Consider the following 14,695-nt stretch of genomic DNA (forward strand, 5'->3'; position numbering starts at 1 on the left):
GCATAAGTTTCTTAGCAAAATATATGCAACAACGACTTGACAGATTCATATTGGTCATTTGTTATATTTCTATGACATTTAAATTGTTATAATGTTATATCAATATTTAAAGTCGGTGGGCGGGAGATTTGCTTGCCTAAGAGCAATTAAGCAAAGAAGGTAGCGGGAATGAAACTGAGCGTCAAAAATATAGCTATGAGCACTGTTGCTAGTATTACAATACTAGCTGCGGGCGGGGTTGCGTCAGCGCAAGACGTGGACGAAACGGAAGTTGTCGAGGACGGGAAAGCTCGACTAGGTACTATTGTTGTGACATCACAACGTAGAACTGAGAGTATTCAAGATGTGCCTATTCCAGTAACAGCGTTTGATGAAACGTTGATTGCGGATTTAAACTTGAATGACACTATGGAGTTGGCACAATATGTTCCATCCATGATTGCATCTCACAATGCTGGCCTTGCATCTGCTAATTCATATTGGATTCGAGGCTTGGGTAATACACAATCAGTTGCAACGTTCGATCCACCAGTGGGATCTTATGTTGATGATATTTATATCGCTCGTCAGAATGCAAATAATTATGCGTTTCTAGATACAGAGCGTGTGGAGGTTTTGCGTGGACCTCAAGGAACATTGTTTGGTCGTAATACAACAGGTGGTGCTGTTAACGTAATAATGGCTAAACCAGGCGAAGAGTTTGGAGGAAATTTTGAAGTTTCCGCAGGCTCATATGATCGTTATTTGGTGAAAGGTACAATAGATGCACCGGTCTCGGACACAGTCCTAACTAAAGTTTCTGGATATTACTTAACTGACGATGGTTTTTTAGACAACAAAGCCACCGGAGATACGTTAAATGGTGCAGAGAATTTCGGTTTGCGCGGTGATGTACGTCTTTTGCCTACAGACAAATTGACTGTCGATCTAGCGGTGGAATATTTTTCTGATACCGGAACATATCTTGGTGTTGTAGGTTTGCCTGAAGCATCATCCACGTATCAAACTACGACAACTCCAGTTTTTTACGATACTTACAATGGTTTACCGCAAACTGATTGTGATGGGGATGTTGTGGATATCCTTCTAATCGAAGAGGCCGGCAACTGTGCGTTGACTGAAACAATCGGTTTGAGTGGTAAAGTTTCATACGCTGCAACCGATACAGGTTCGCTCGATATAATCTTTGGGCGTCGTTCTTTTGATTCCGCTTACATCAATAATTACAGCGGAAGTTCTATGAATCCATACGCAGGCTATATTCTTGCGGACGATACACAAAACGAACAAGAATCACTTGAAATTAAATGGGATGATTCTCTGTTTGGTGGACGCTTTCGCTATGTTGCAGGTTTCTACTATCTAAATGAGTCCACAGATTATGATACCAACGGGTTTTCTGCTAACGCTAGCGTAGATCCTACAGGATATGTGACTCTGTCCTCCAATACATTTACACACGATGTGGAGACATCGGCGGTGTATTTGCAAGGTGACTATGACATTGTGGATCAGCTTACTCTTACATTGGGAGCTCGTTATACATATGAACGCAAGAACCTCGATTTCCATGGTTCAGCGCGGTTTGATGGTATGGGGTTCACAAGTGCGGATCTAGTTGCTGAGGGAATTCCTTTAGAACTTGAAGAGAATCGTGTAACTCCTCGTATCGCGTTGACTTATACAGCGACAGAAGATCTTATGTTCTATGCTTCTGCGACGAATGGATTCAAATCAGGTGGTTGGAATGGAAATGCACCATCTCCTAACCGTGTGTTGCCATTTGATCCAGAAATCACTTGGTCATATGAGCTAGGTACGAAGGGTGAATTTTTTGATAGCCGACTTCGTGTGAATGCAAACTTATATTCTATTGAAACAGAAGATCTTCAAATTACATCTGGTGTGATTCTTCCTGGAGAGAGTGCAATTGTTAGCTTGGCGCGTAATGCTGGAACACTTGAAGCGCAAGGACTTGAATTTGAGACAGCATATGTCTTCAACGATAACTTTTCAGGTTTCTTAAATGGCGCAATTATGGATGCGAAGTACAGTTCTGTTCTTACAACACCGGGTGTGCCAGATAGTTCACAGGTAACCTTAGATACCGAGCCTGTTCGTACGCCTGACTTCCAGCTTGCTGGTGGAATAACATACGATCAAGCTGTTCCGGCCTTGGGTGGTAATGTTCGGTCTACATTGGCGTATCGCCACAATGAGCCATATTACGTCTCCACATTGAACACCTCCCGTGCTCCAACAGAGGATTATGTCGATCTCTCGATCGGTTATGTCCATGAAACAGGGGAGTGGGGTATGGAATTACGCGGTACAAACCTAACCGAGCAGGAAACTATCACTGCAAATTTCCTATCATTGTTTCCTGGGCAACCACGTCGATTCAACTTGAAGCTTTGGGTTAACTTCTAAAGCTTTATAATTGAGAGTATCCGCCCTGTGTTTATCCCGCACGGGGCGGATCTTTTGGGCTGAATGATGATGGGGTGAGGGTCAGCGGGCTGCAGACTGGGGATTTCGGATATAAACTCGTTACATTTTTTATACACAAATTTCGATATCATTCATCCAATGTGACGTATCGATCAACGTCAATGGTTTTTTCACCTTTTAACAGCGCCAACCGAGTATGGTAGTTTTGGGTTGCCAGCTGCTTTCGCAGACACTGTATTTTCAATATACGGGCCTGCAGACCCTATTTTGCTGGGAACGGATACGACTGACCCTCGTGCTGCGACGAGTTCCGCACTTTTTGCTGATGGTCGCCATGGTGTGTCAGATCAGCTAACCGTTCACTTTGGTGTCCGTTATAATGTTGAAAAGATATCAAATGATTTTGCGAGTACCATTACTGTTGAAAGTGCTGAAAACCTTCCAGATGCCGCTTTTTATTCAACCGTCGACCCAACTCTGGGGTTTGTGGTGTCTCAATTAACCGCCTATCTGTTCAGTTTGGTAGACGCAGCTTCTGGTAACCCGCCTTTCGCATCTCAAGAGTTTGAAGCGTTCTTGCCTAAAGCTGGTGTCACATGGAACTGGAACTCGGACATTTCGACGAGTTTCATCGTGCAACGTGCTTATCGTTCTGGAGGGGGCAAACCTAGTGCGTGCTAGATCTTTCTCGTTTGATCAAGAATTCGCGATGAATTATGAGCTTGCATTTAGAAGTGAATGGCTGGATGGTCGCTTAACTGCCAACGCGAATGTGTTTTATATGGACTGGACTGATCAACAGATCTCGGTTCAACTTTCATCCGCTGATTTTGATTCAGAAGTTGCGAATGCTTCTGGTTCATTCCGATTGATGTTTCGTGAAATTTAAAGTTTCCTAGTATTAGAAAAAATGCACTGCTGGTTGCTGATAAAAGCAAACATTGCAGTGCATTGTCGAGTTGAGGAAAATTTCGTTAGTCGAGTTTTTGATTCAAGAGGCGCATACATTGTTGTCCAGAATGCAAATCTCTTTCTATCATTCCGCCTTGTGGGGTTGCACGAGGGTATGAAATTTTAACAAGATTGAAATCTGCGACCTCAATTTTTTTTACTGATTCTCTATCTGTATTATAGAGTTTTTCGAACACATCTGGGGCAATTCCCAAACTGTCTTTAAAGCGCTCAAAGTTTTCACGACTGTTAAACCATATGTCGATTGTTACCCAAAATGGGCCAGCTTGCTTTGATCGGATGTGTTCGCAAACGTCGCGTAAAAGGGTCATACTATTGTTCCTGTATTTTTATATCGTGTTTGCTGAAATAAGTTCTTTAGTCCAAATTGTTCTCACAAGTTGTAATGGGTCTTCTACTTCAATAACGTGATTGAGCTTAAATTCAAAAATTTGACCGCGAGGGATATCAGCTGGAGAAAATGCAAAACCATAGCTGGGCAATTCTTTATTCATATCAGCAGGAAAATGGAAAAAATATGGGTTACAGGCATGTGCAATAGAGTTGGCTAACTCTTGTGTCCTCGCTGTGGAGACGAACATAGCACCTATTTCCCGGGGTGGGGGAGTACCTTTCGGAACAGGGGCACCGTCGATTGCATTCCAACCATACATTCGAACGGAAATATGAAAATTATCGATCTCTTCCTTGGGAATAGATTGTTTTGCTCTGGCATTAAGTGCTTCTTCAAATCTTTCATGGAACCCAGAAACATCAATTAGAACATCCGGATCCTGAATACCCACAAACATTATTGTTTGAAACATTCCGCCTCCGGCCCCTTCAAGCTTCATTGTATAGGGGCGTTTGTGCCAATTTGCTCCTGTTACTTTTACACCATTTCCGTCAGGAATCTTTTCATATTTGGCATCACTGACATCAAGTTCCCCGCCAGGCTCAGTTAGTAAAAAAGGGTTTGTATTTTCATATAACATGTGAGCGGCAACACTTTGAGGTGTGCAATAATTATCGACTGAAAGTGGTTCAACTTCAAAGCTGTCGTGATCTATTGTTAGTAGAACGCCAGCAGCATCTCTTTTTTCAGTGCATTGTGCACCACATTCGCCAATTTTTCCTGCATGCCATGAGGGTGCCCATCCTGCACCTTTCCAAATAGGGAAACTTGCAAGGACGGCAGGATCAGTTGAACGGCCTCCCAATATGACATCAGCACCTGCTTCCAGCGCAGCAATATAGGGTTCAACTCCCATCAGAGCGACGATGTGGTCACATGAATCAATTGTTTTATTTTGTAATTCCCCGAGAGGAGAGAGGGGCTTGATGCGTCCGTCAGAATTGTAGGCTTTGATATCAAATTTAGATTGTTCACTATATAAGAGCGCGATTTTAGGAGAAATTTTTAGTTCTTCTACGATTTCAAGCAAAATGTCTCGAGTCCAATCGACATTTAGATCTCCTCCTGCTTGTCCTGAGGTTCCAATAATGACTGGAATTCCTGCTCTGGCATGCGCTCGCATCAAGATGGTAAGATCTCTTTTTACCGCTCCGCGGCTATTTTTTGATTTGCCTGTAGCAAGATAAGCAGCACCACTGTCAGTCGAGCCAGCATCTGAAGCGATTGCTTGTGCACCTCTAGCTAGTCCATATTCTATCTCTTCTTCGCGAACACCAGCACCTAGAGAGCCGCATGGAACAATGATTTTTATTGGCTTTGTGGAGGGAATACTCATAATTATGGACAATCTTTCGCAGTTATAAGGGCACAATTCATCAATTATTGGTTTGTGAAATCTGAAAGTTGCGCAGGGATAGAAGCTACAAGTTTCAAATTTTTGTTGTCATTATTTTCAACGCCAATTTTGAATTGAGTTTAAATTGGGTTGGTTGATGTATTCGCAAAATGACTTGCTAAGTGTTGTTTGAGGAAAGACGTTTGCAATGGTGGAGAACTTTACTTTTATAGCAAATTCTTCACTTCTGGAGCAATTGTATGTCATTGGGCAGCAAATCCATTTTGAAACTGTAGATGGACGCTGATTATGCTTTTGAAGGTGGCTTTGTTAAAGAATGAAATCATACAAAATGCGAAATATACATTTTGATTTATTAGAATCTGAAGTTCATTTACATGATATGGTCGAGGAGCATATTTGAGGTTTAAGTACTCAACAAAGATCTATGTAGTGGCTTGAATTCGAAATATTAACTAGAATATTTGTAAATTAGGCTCATCTGTTTTCATAGCTTTAGCAGCAAGCTTTGGAAAATCTACTATTTTCCAGAAACCTAGATTTTTTGATATTATGCCTTCTGATTTCAAGGTTGTAATTTCTTTTTGAACCGTTTGCCGGGTAACGCCTAGAAAGTTAGATATTTCTTCGATAGTTATAGGTATATCTATCTCTTGGGAGGTGCCTATTCGTTTTGTGCCGCTGCATTCAACCAAATTTTTGAGGACTAATGGTACTTGGGTGGAAATAGGGTAGAGAGCTTTTGCTTTTTTAAAATGTATAGCGTAGGATAATATGTACGCTAGTTTTTTGCAAAGAATTCTCGAAACTTCACCATATTGGTTAAAACAGCTTTCAAAATCAACTTTGGGAATATGGTTTAGCGTAACGTCAGTTGCGGCAATGGTCGTATGATTGAGTGGACGCCCACAAATTACAGGTGTCTCTCCAAAAATATTTCCTGGGACATATATTGCTAAAAGAGTATTTGTACCATCTTCAAGTTCAGCGAATAATTTAACATACCCAGACTGAACTTGATATATGTTTGGTGCCGTAGCGCCCGTATCAAAGATACGTTCTCCAGCTGCAAATGAAATGACTTTCATATGTTTCGTTAATTCGGCTTTTGCAGGTGGAGAGAGTTCTTCAAACCAATTATGTCTTGTAGATATGTGCATTTTAATTCACGCTTTTGTTTGAATCGTTAGATTTGAAAACCTCATCAAAATTGAGTGGTTTGGTGCAAAGCATCTGTTTTTCTATTCGATGTAAATTTAATAGAAATAGTGTTTTCAAAAGATCATTCTAAAAACATAAATACAAATTGTAGAATAGAATTTCAATTCTTTGATTGACCAAGCATAGGTTAATGTATTCGAGGCTGCAATGAGCGTCTGTACCTCCCTTTTATTTTTCTGAGATTTTGTAAAATTTCATACACCAGAACTCATTTGCTCTCTGATAGCGTGGAAAAAAACAAATAAAAAAATATCGGGAGGAAACATTATGTCCAACACAAAGGCAAAATTACTCGCAGGAATCTCATTTAGTAGTCTGTTTTTAGGTGGAGTTTTGCCTGGGAATGCTCAGGAAATAGAAGCTTCACAAAAGCAACAAATCCGAACACTACCAACAGTGACTGTTACGTCTCAGAAGCGCGAAGAAACATTGCAATCTGTGCCTGTAACTGTGACTGCTTATTCTGGGGAAATGATTGATCAAAAAGGCTTAGATAATATTCAGGCATTGTCTGATTCTACGCCAGGGTTGACGATTGATGCATTTCCTAAAACAACACCTCGGCCATTTATCAGGGGGATTGGTAGTTCGAACCAGTCAGCCGGCTCTGACCCATCTTCTGTTGTGTTTGTTGATGGGGTCTATATCGGCCGGGGGGCGATGCTTTCTGTAGATGCGTTTGATCTTGAACGATTGGAAGTGCTTAAAGGGCCGCAAGGCACGCTCTGGGGGAAGAATGTTGTTGGTGGAGCAATTCATTTTATTACTGCCAAGCCTAAAGATGAGTTCGAGTTGAAAGCCAGAGCGACCATTGCTGAGTTTGGTCAGCGTGATTTTGACTTTGTTGTAAATACCCCTGTAGGGAATCATGTCGCGACACGTCTTTCTTTAAGTTCCAAGAAGAATAATGGGTTCAGAAAAAACTTTCATACGGGTGCGCCCCTTGAAGATGAAGATCGTCTCAGTGGTCGTTTCCATGCTTTGTTTGATATAGGCGAAACGTCTGACTTGTTGTTTTCCATAGCCGGTACGAAAGATGATTCTGAAGGAGCAGCTAGATTTAATTTGCTTCCATTTAATTATGAAGATGTTGATAGTGATACGAACGCAAATCCGGATTCCAATAATTTTTTGAAGCGAGAAACTTGGGGTAGCAAGCTTGAGTTAAATACGGGTGTTTTAGGCTGGGCTGACCTTACAACGTATGTTTCATATTTGACATTGGATAATACCACGGAAGAAGATTTAGATGGGACCGACGTCGCTGGTAATGCCGCAACAGGATTTTCTGGTGCTTTAGGCATTCCTGGAGTTGGCCTCATAAAACAGGAGGACGCGTCTTCTTTATCGGCTGAGTTTCGATTGGCGTCTAATATTGATGGACCATTTAGCTGGGTAGGTGGTGTATTTGTGCTGAAGGATGAAATTGATCGGTTACGTGGAACAGACGTTTTAATCCCTGTCGCGCTCGAGACATATAGAGCAAAGAATGAAACAGACAGTCTGGCTATCTTCGGTCAAGGCACTTTTGCAATTAATGATCGATGGAATGTTTCTGCGGGATTGAGGTTCACTGATGAAACGAAAGAATACGAGATAGAGCGTTTCCAAGCTATTTCCCCGGGTGATAATTATACAACTTTTGGCGACCCTGGAATATCGGACGAGCAAAAATGGACATGGAAAATCGGGTCCGATTACCAATTAAGTGATAATTTGTTTTTGTTCGGGCATGTGTCAACTGGGTTCAAGTCTGGTGCTTTTCAGGAAGAACCTGACGCTGCGACTGCTCGAAATGCTGTCGCTCCTGAGGAAGTCTTGAATTATGAATTGGGTGTAAAATCAGATTTTTTTGATGGGCGTGCGCGTGCAAATGTATCGATGTTTTATTCAGACTACTCTGACTTGCAAACCATTCAATCTGTTGATGATGCAACTCCTAATTCAGGTGGTGCACGCGTTGTTGTAGATTCTGGAAATGCAACGATTCATGGTATTGAGACTGAGTTCCGGCTTTTAGCGACAGATAATATTGAACTCAGCTTATTGTATACTTATCTGGATGCTACGTTTGATCAGTTTATTGAAACGAGTGAATTTCTTGCTGATGGAACTGAAGTCTTCGACGATTTAGCAGGCAATAGACTAAGTCGTACGCCGGAGCATGCAACTTCATTTTCTGCCGCTTATAACTCAGACCAGTTTAGTTGGGGGGCTTTCAAAATCGGTTTGGATGCAAATTATCAGAGCAAAATTTTCGATGATAATAGCAATAATGACTTGGAAGTACGTAAAGCTCGAACTCTTTTAGATGCATTTTTTACATATGAGCCAAATACCAGTTTCTCCATTCAGGTTTGGGGACGAAACCTAACCGATGAAACATATCGAGTTCATCAAGTGGGCCTTGGTCCATCCCTGTTTGCTCAATATGGCGCACCTCGGCAAATAGGTCTCACAGCCAGCTATACATACTGATTGGTATATCTGAATTTCGTGAATGAAAATGTGATTTAATTTAATTGCGCTGGGCGATGTTCAATCGATTGAATAGCGCAGCGCAGTTAAAGAAATGAATTGCCAGATACATTCTTGCTACAGCTGCGTCTTGTGGCCATGGCCTATAGATTTTTGAAACTTGGGAATTACACTTTGACCGCTAGTATAAAGAAAATTGTAGAGTTTGAATTAGCTGGAATAGCTATCGTTCCTTTTGGAATAATGGCTATCTTAAGCGCTATTTTTCTAATCTCTGGACATATTCAGGAAGCAGGTCTGCCTGGGGCGTTTGCCCTTATGTGGTCTGTCGGATTTGTTCTATATTCGATTGGTGAAAAATTACCGATCTGGAAAGAGTATGCGGGAGGTGGACTCATTATGGCATTCCTTGGGAGTGCTGTGTTGGTACATTTTGGTGTTATACCGAAAGAAGAAAGCGAGTTTCTGACAGCATCGGTTATCGACAACCGCTTTTTGTATCTCCTGCTAGTTGGGTTGGTTGCGGGAACGATACTTTCAGTTGATCGCAAATCTTTGATGCGCTCTGTTGTCGGATTGGTGCCTGTAATATTTTTTGCAATTTCTGGTGCGGTTGTACTTGGCGTTCTTATCGGATGGTTTTTTCAAGTAGAGCCAGCACGAATAGTGACCCATTATGTGCTTCCAATTATGGGGGGAGGTAATGGAGCAGGGGCGATACCAATGTCAGAAATTTACGCTGACGCTACTGGAGAAAATGGTGCAAAATATTATGGTTTTGCAATTTCTGTTTTAACCATTGCAAACATGGTCGCTATATTGATGGCATCTGTACTGAACAAAATCGGACAAGCATTTCCAGCTTGGACAGGAAACGGCAAATTAAGTGACGATGAAAATTTTCAAGAGTTAGCTCCCGCAACAGAAAACTCCGAACCAACCAAAGAAATGAGTACACTCAGTGCATTGTTTTTTACAGTGGCAATGTTGTTACTTGCGATGTTGTTATATTCTTTGTTTCCACAAGTTCACCTTTTTGCTTGGGCAGTTTTGATTTTTGTTTTCTTGAATGTCTCGGATTTACTGCCTAAGTCTCTGGTTTCCGCGTTGGCGCTAGTGAATGAATGGGGGATGAGAACATTCATTGTCTTGGTATTGGTTGCAGTTGGTTTGATGACAGACCTAAATGATCTTATTACTGCCTTTAGTATTCAAAATGTCGTTATTTCAGCAGCAATAGTTATAGGTGCCAGCCTTGGCGCAGGGCTAAGTGCAAGATTATTTAAGTTCTTCCCCATCGAAGCCGCGATCGCTGCAGGGCTGTGTATGGCTAACAGAGGTGGGAGTGGAGATCTAGAAGTGTTGGGTGCATCTAAAAGAATGGCTTTGTATCCATTTGCGCAAATTTCATCACGCATTGGAGGCGGGATAGTTCTATTTTTGGCCGGATATCTTTTTAGTATTCTACTTTAGAACAGTTTTACGAGTTGGTACTCGTTTTAGGTAGGAAGTGTTCGGATAATCGGAAGTGCATCTAGTATGATTGGCTGCATTTCCTCTGACTAAATCGCAACTAGTTATAGATCTTTATAGAGCATCATGTTTTTAGCCCTAGCATGCCAAGGAGGTTGAATGAATTCAGAATGGTTGTTGGATTTTCTGGAGCTTACTGATGCAGGTAGCTTTTCTCGAGCGGCACAGCGCAGGTATATTACACAATCAGCCTTCAGTAGGCGTATTCGATCACTTGAAGAATGGGTCGGTACTTCTCTTGTAAATCGCGATACTCATACCATGAAATTGACGCCTTCTGGCGAGAGTTTCACAATTGTAGCTGAGCAGGTGATTAGGTCTCTTGAAGCAGGTCGCAATGAAGCATGTGCAATTGAACGTGCTTCAATTGAAACGGTTCACTTTGCTGCAACGCATGCTCTATCTTTGACGTTTTTTCCAACTTGGTTGCGGAAGTTAGAAAAGGATGAGCCAGCTTCGACTACTTTGAAACTTACTGCAGACCATATGTTAGCGTGTGAAAAACTTATGCAAGAAGGTAGGTCTCAATTTTTACTCTGCCATCATCATGAAAATTCTAATCTTCAATTGGGGCAAGGGTTTAAATCAGTAAAATTAGGTGAGGACATTTTATTGCCTGTCGTTTCTTTGAAATTGAAAGAAACTGTAGAACCCCGGAATTTGCCGCTGTTGAGCTTTTCTCCTGAATCTGGATTGGGAAAAATACTTTCGTGCGTCCTTGATGATAATATCGACACACCTAGCAAACAGCCTGTTTTTACATCTCATTTGGCGAGTGTGTTGACATCAATGGCCAGACAGGGGCGAGGAATTGCTTGGACTGTCCTAAGTATTGTGGCTGATGATCTTGAAACTGGTTCGTTGGTTCGCGCATCTGACCAACAAATACCTGTCGAAATACGATTGTGGAGAGCTGCAGCTAGGCAATCGCCAGCGGCCGAAAGGCTATGGAGCAAGGTTTTAAAATCTTTGCAATAGTAGAGACTATATTCAGTTTCTATTTTGAAACTGATAAATCCTTACAGTTTGCGTCCATCAACAATCACACATTGTTTGGGAGGTTTGCGATTTAATATGACATCAACTGCGCATTTAGCTGCGATCATATTGGTGCGTTGAAGGGCTTCTTCCGTCGACGCACCAGCATGTGGTGCTGCGATAACATTGTGAAGCGATAAAAGGGAGTTTGTTATAGCTTTTTTGGATGGGTCATTTTCACTTTCGTACACGTCCAAACCAGCACCTCTGATTTGATTATTTTCTAACGCGTGAAGCAATGCACTATCATCAACCAATCCACCTCGACCAGTATTTATTAATATTGCTGATGATTTCATTTTTCCCAATGCTTCTGCATCAATCAAATGATGAGTTTCGCGTGTTAATGGGGCATGAATCGATATGTAATCAGACTCGCGTAAGATGGTATCAAGATCAGATTGCAATAAATTGTAATCCTCGATGTCTTGTGTCGTTAGCCTTGGTGAAGATACTAATATTTGTGCCTCAAAACCTTTGAGCCTTTGGGCAAGACTGCGACCTGTTCGTCCAAAACCAATAATCCCCACTTTTTTTTGGAAAAGCTCCGTTCCTACAAGTATGCCCCATTCACCTTTGATCATTGATTTTTGCGCTTCCTGAAATCTACGTCCAACAGAAATCATCATGCCGATGACTTGGTCGGCGACAGAGGCATCATTTCCACCTGCTGCAATGGTGACTACTTTTCCCAATTCTTTTGCAGCTATAGTATCCACTTTTTCATAACCTACACCGCGTCGCGATATAATAGCTAAATCAGGGAGGCCCTCGAGCACGTCTCTCGTAATGTGAACGTGACCAACAATCCAACCTCCGGCACCTTCAAGTAAACTGTGCAGATCTATTTTATCAAGTTGTGCTTCTGTTTTACCCACTGGTAGCTTCGGCAAAACTACCTCTATCTTGTGTGTCTGCAGATATTCTATTGCTGCTTTGTCGAAAAACTTTTGCGTGATGACGACCTTTTTTTGGGGGGGGTCATATTAAATTCCTTCGAGTGTTTCAGGTCAGCCAGCTAAATTTAGTAAGGTATTTTGCTTGAAAGGCATCAATTTCATGTTTTCGCTCAAGCGTCATATCTATGGCGTCTAACCCATTCAAAAGCATGTGTTTGCGTTTGTTGCTGATATCGAACTTGATCGTCGTATCTGGTGTTTCGATTGTCTGACTTTTCAAGTCTATTGTGAGTTGCCGACCTGAGTTTGCGCAATGCATCAATGTTTTCACATTGGCTTCGCTTATTTCGATAGCAAGCAAACCATTTCTAGCGCAATTGTCGAAGAATATGCCAGCAAATGATGAGGCGAAAATGGCCTTTATTCCAAATTGTTGTAGTCCCCAGACAGCGTGCTCTCTGCTTGATCCGCAGCCGAAATTTGGACCTGCAGCTATGAATTTAGAATTCAACCATTGCTTTTTGTTCAATATAAAATCTGGATTAATTTTCCCGAATTTGTCATGGCGCAAGTTATAGAAAACACCTTCAGCTAAACCTTCTCTGTCTATTCCTTTGAGAAAGGTTTTAGGCATAATGGTATCTGTATCAATATTTTGGGCAGGCATAGGAGCCACTATGCCTGTATGCTGGAGGAATGATTCAAAAGGCATGTGTAGGCTGCATATTTCTTACATCACATAGGTGACCTGAGATGGCGGCGGCGGCGACCATTTCAGGACTCATTAAATGTGTTCGGCTATCTACACCTTGTCTTCCTTCAAAATTTCTATTTGTACTGGGGGCACACCGTTTCCCGGGGGCAATGATGTCGTCATTCATTGCTAGACACATTGAGCAGCCAGATTGTCGCCATTCAAATCCAGCATCAATAAAGATTTTATCTATGCCTTCTTGTTCGGCAATTTGTCGAACTTGGCTGGACCCAGGCACGACCATTGCGCGTATTTGTGGGGCAATTTTCCTGCCTTTTAGAACATTGGCAGCAGCACGAAGGTCTTCAATTCGTGCATTCGTACAGGACCCGATAAAAGCAAAATCAATAGTAAGATCAGTCAACTTCGTGCCTGGCTTAAGCCCCATATATTTTAAGGCGCGTTCCATAGCTTTTTGGTTTGCCGGATCTTTACTTTTTTGCGGGTTAGGGATGAAACCCGTAATGGGGACAGCCTGATCTGGGCTAGTTCCCCAAGTAACCATTGGTTCGATGTTTCTAATGTTTATATCTATAGTTTTTTCGAATATCGCATCAGGTGAACTTTGAAGAGTTTGCCAATAAAGTATTGCCTCATCCATTTGCTCGTTTTGTGGCGCGCGAGTTTTACCTTTTAGGTATTCATATACTTTATGATCTGGTGCTATTAATGCGACTCTTGCTCCGCACTCAACTGCCATGTTGCAGACGGTCATACGGCCTTCTATGGACATTTTCGTGATAGCAGGGCCTGTGAATTCGACAGCATAACCCCGCGCTCCGTCCGCTCCTATATTGCGGACTATAGACATGATAATATCTTTGGCGGATATTCCTGCTGGTGGCTCCCCACTTATGTTTATTTTCATGTTCAAAAGTTTTTGGTACGGCAGAGTTTGAGTTGCCAATAAGTGCTCAATATCAGACGTACCTATACCAAACCCAATGGAACCGAAGGCTCCATATGTTGTCGTGTGGCTATCGCCTGCAGCAATAATTAGACCGGGTAAAACTAAACCAAGTTCTGGCATGACTACATGTTCAATACCCTGATTTTTATGATAAATATCAAATAACTCAATATTGAAGTCAGAGCAATTTTTTTCAAAATAAGACATTTGAATATTCTCTGATTGTAAAGAGGATGTCGTCGTTCTTTTAGGGTGGGTGGAGTTAACATGATCGATAACGGCGAGTGCTGCTTTAGGTCGATATACACTTCGGCTCGCGTTTCTTATTCCAGTGAAGGCCTGCGGGCTTGTGTATTCGTTCAGGACCGTACGATCAATATACAGTAAAATTTCCTGATCTGACGCTACTGGCTTACATACAGTGTGAATATCGATTAGTTTATCATATAATGTGCTTGGCAATGCCATTTCAATCTCATTGAAGATATAATGTTACTGAGATGTTAGCAGCTGATATAAAGTAGTGGTTGTGAAAATTTTGCATCAATTAATGTTAAAACAGCTGCCGCAATTCTTTTCAACCCGACATTGTATACTAATCAAAATCAGACAAGGGTGATGGGATAATGTTTCAAGCGTAATATCAACGCTACGTTCATCTAATTAGTTTTTCACATTTCTTAATCAG

The 14,695-nt window shown here is 41.7% G+C and carries 12 protein-coding genes; 6 read left to right on the forward strand and 6 right to left on the reverse strand.

Features of this window, described 5'->3' with window-relative positions:
- Window positions 1-168: 168 nt before the first annotated feature.
- The 3 genes from HBAL_RS07620 (at window position 169) to HBAL_RS07630 (ending at window position 3,340) form a co-directional block, all read left to right on the forward strand.
- Complete coding sequence (locus HBAL_RS07620; protein WP_015827361.1) at window positions 169-2,430, forward strand: TonB-dependent receptor; 2,262 nt, start codon at window positions 169-171, stop codon at window positions 2,428-2,430.
- Window positions 2,431-2,661: 231 nt separating this feature from the next.
- Window positions 2,662-3,132: a TonB-dependent receptor domain-containing protein gene (locus tag HBAL_RS07625; protein WP_041301478.1), complete on the forward strand. Its 471-nt coding sequence runs from the start codon at window positions 2,662-2,664 to the stop codon at window positions 3,130-3,132.
- The gene (locus HBAL_RS07630) at window positions 3,122-3,340 is read left to right on the forward strand and encodes a TonB-dependent receptor (RefSeq protein ID WP_041301481.1); all 219 of its coding nucleotides are present in this window, start codon (window positions 3,122-3,124) and stop codon (window positions 3,338-3,340) included. The genes HBAL_RS07625 and HBAL_RS07630 overlap by 11 nt, the downstream gene beginning before the upstream one ends.
- Before the next feature lie 85 nt (window positions 3,341-3,425).
- Here HBAL_RS07630 and HBAL_RS07635 read toward each other — a convergent pair whose 3' ends face one another.
- From HBAL_RS07635 to HBAL_RS07645, 3 genes are all read right to left on the reverse strand, one after another.
- A complete protein-coding gene (locus HBAL_RS07635) occupies window positions 3,426-3,734 on the reverse strand; it encodes a DUF4387 domain-containing protein (protein WP_015827362.1) in 309 nt (102 codons plus the stop codon).
- 18 nt (window positions 3,735-3,752) lie between these two features.
- Window positions 3,753-5,153 (reverse strand): acyclic terpene utilization AtuA family protein, encoded by a 1,401-nt coding sequence (locus tag HBAL_RS07640; RefSeq protein ID WP_015827363.1) that lies wholly within the window; start codon window positions 5,151-5,153, stop codon window positions 3,753-3,755.
- Window positions 5,154-5,629: 476 nt separating this feature from the next.
- Window positions 5,630-6,334: a Crp/Fnr family transcriptional regulator gene (locus HBAL_RS07645; protein ID WP_015827365.1), complete on the reverse strand. Its 705-nt coding sequence runs from the start codon at window positions 6,332-6,334 to the stop codon at window positions 5,630-5,632.
- Between the two features lie 328 nt (window positions 6,335-6,662).
- On the opposite strand from HBAL_RS07645, the gene HBAL_RS07650 reads away from it, so the two are divergent.
- The 3 genes from HBAL_RS07650 to HBAL_RS07660 all read left to right on the forward strand — a co-directional run bounded on the left by HBAL_RS07650 (window position 6,663) and on the right by HBAL_RS07660 (window position 11,384).
- Window positions 6,663-8,873, forward strand: coding sequence for a TonB-dependent receptor (locus tag HBAL_RS07650; protein WP_015827366.1), 2,211 nt, complete (start codon window positions 6,663-6,665; stop codon window positions 8,871-8,873).
- A gap of 174 nt (window positions 8,874-9,047) precedes the next feature.
- Window positions 9,048-10,346, forward strand: coding sequence for a 2-hydroxycarboxylate transporter family protein (locus HBAL_RS07655; protein ID WP_159098033.1), 1,299 nt, complete (start codon window positions 9,048-9,050; stop codon window positions 10,344-10,346).
- Between the two features lie 159 nt (window positions 10,347-10,505).
- On the forward strand, window positions 10,506-11,384 hold the full coding sequence (locus HBAL_RS07660; protein WP_015827368.1) for a LysR family transcriptional regulator: 879 nt from the start codon (window positions 10,506-10,508) through the stop codon (window positions 11,382-11,384).
- A gap of 41 nt (window positions 11,385-11,425) precedes the next feature.
- Here HBAL_RS07660 and HBAL_RS07665 read toward each other — a convergent pair whose 3' ends face one another.
- Genes HBAL_RS07665 through leuC form a run of 3 tightly spaced genes read right to left on the reverse strand, consistent with a single transcriptional unit; the run spans window position 11,426 to window position 14,475 of the window.
- Window positions 11,426-12,403: a phosphoglycerate dehydrogenase gene (locus HBAL_RS07665; RefSeq protein WP_041301484.1), complete on the reverse strand. Its 978-nt coding sequence runs from the start codon at window positions 12,401-12,403 to the stop codon at window positions 11,426-11,428.
- 46 nt (window positions 12,404-12,449) lie between these two features.
- Window positions 12,450-13,055: a 3-isopropylmalate dehydratase small subunit gene (gene leuD, locus HBAL_RS07670; protein ID WP_015827370.1), complete on the reverse strand. Its 606-nt coding sequence runs from the start codon at window positions 13,053-13,055 to the stop codon at window positions 12,450-12,452.
- Complete coding sequence (leuC, locus tag HBAL_RS07675; protein WP_015827371.1) at window positions 13,045-14,475, reverse strand: 3-isopropylmalate dehydratase large subunit; 1,431 nt, start codon at window positions 14,473-14,475, stop codon at window positions 13,045-13,047. The genes leuD and leuC overlap by 11 nt, the downstream gene beginning before the upstream one ends.
- Between the last annotated feature and the right edge of the window lie 220 nt (window positions 14,476-14,695).

The organism is Hirschia baltica ATCC 49814 (genome assembly GCF_000023785.1).
Classification (GTDB): domain Bacteria; phylum Pseudomonadota; class Alphaproteobacteria; order Caulobacterales; family Hyphomonadaceae; genus Hirschia; species Hirschia baltica.

What these genes read in the sequence shown, in the direction of transcription:
- HBAL_RS07635 (WP_015827362.1), bottom strand. Translation starts at nt 3,734, where the DNA reads ATGACCCTTTTACGCGACGTTTGCGAACACATCCGATCAAAGCAAGCT.
- leuD (WP_015827370.1), bottom strand. Translation starts at nt 13,055, where the DNA reads ATGCCTTTTGAATCATTCCTCCAGCATACAGGCATAGTGGCTCCTATG.
- HBAL_RS07640 (WP_015827363.1), bottom strand. Translation starts at nt 5,153, where the DNA reads ATGAGTATTCCCTCCACAAAGCCAATAAAAATCATTGTTCCATGCGGC.
- HBAL_RS07620 (WP_015827361.1), top strand. Translation starts at nt 169, where the DNA reads ATGAAACTGAGCGTCAAAAATATAGCTATGAGCACTGTTGCTAGTATT.
- HBAL_RS07650 (WP_015827366.1), top strand. Translation starts at nt 6,663, where the DNA reads ATGTCCAACACAAAGGCAAAATTACTCGCAGGAATCTCATTTAGTAGT.
- HBAL_RS07645 (WP_015827365.1), bottom strand. Translation starts at nt 6,334, where the DNA reads ATGCACATATCTACAAGACATAATTGGTTTGAAGAACTCTCTCCACCT.
- HBAL_RS07660 (WP_015827368.1), top strand. Translation starts at nt 10,506, where the DNA reads ATGAATTCAGAATGGTTGTTGGATTTTCTGGAGCTTACTGATGCAGGT.
- leuC (WP_015827371.1), bottom strand. Translation starts at nt 14,475, where the DNA reads ATGGCATTGCCAAGCACATTATATGATAAACTAATCGATATTCACACT.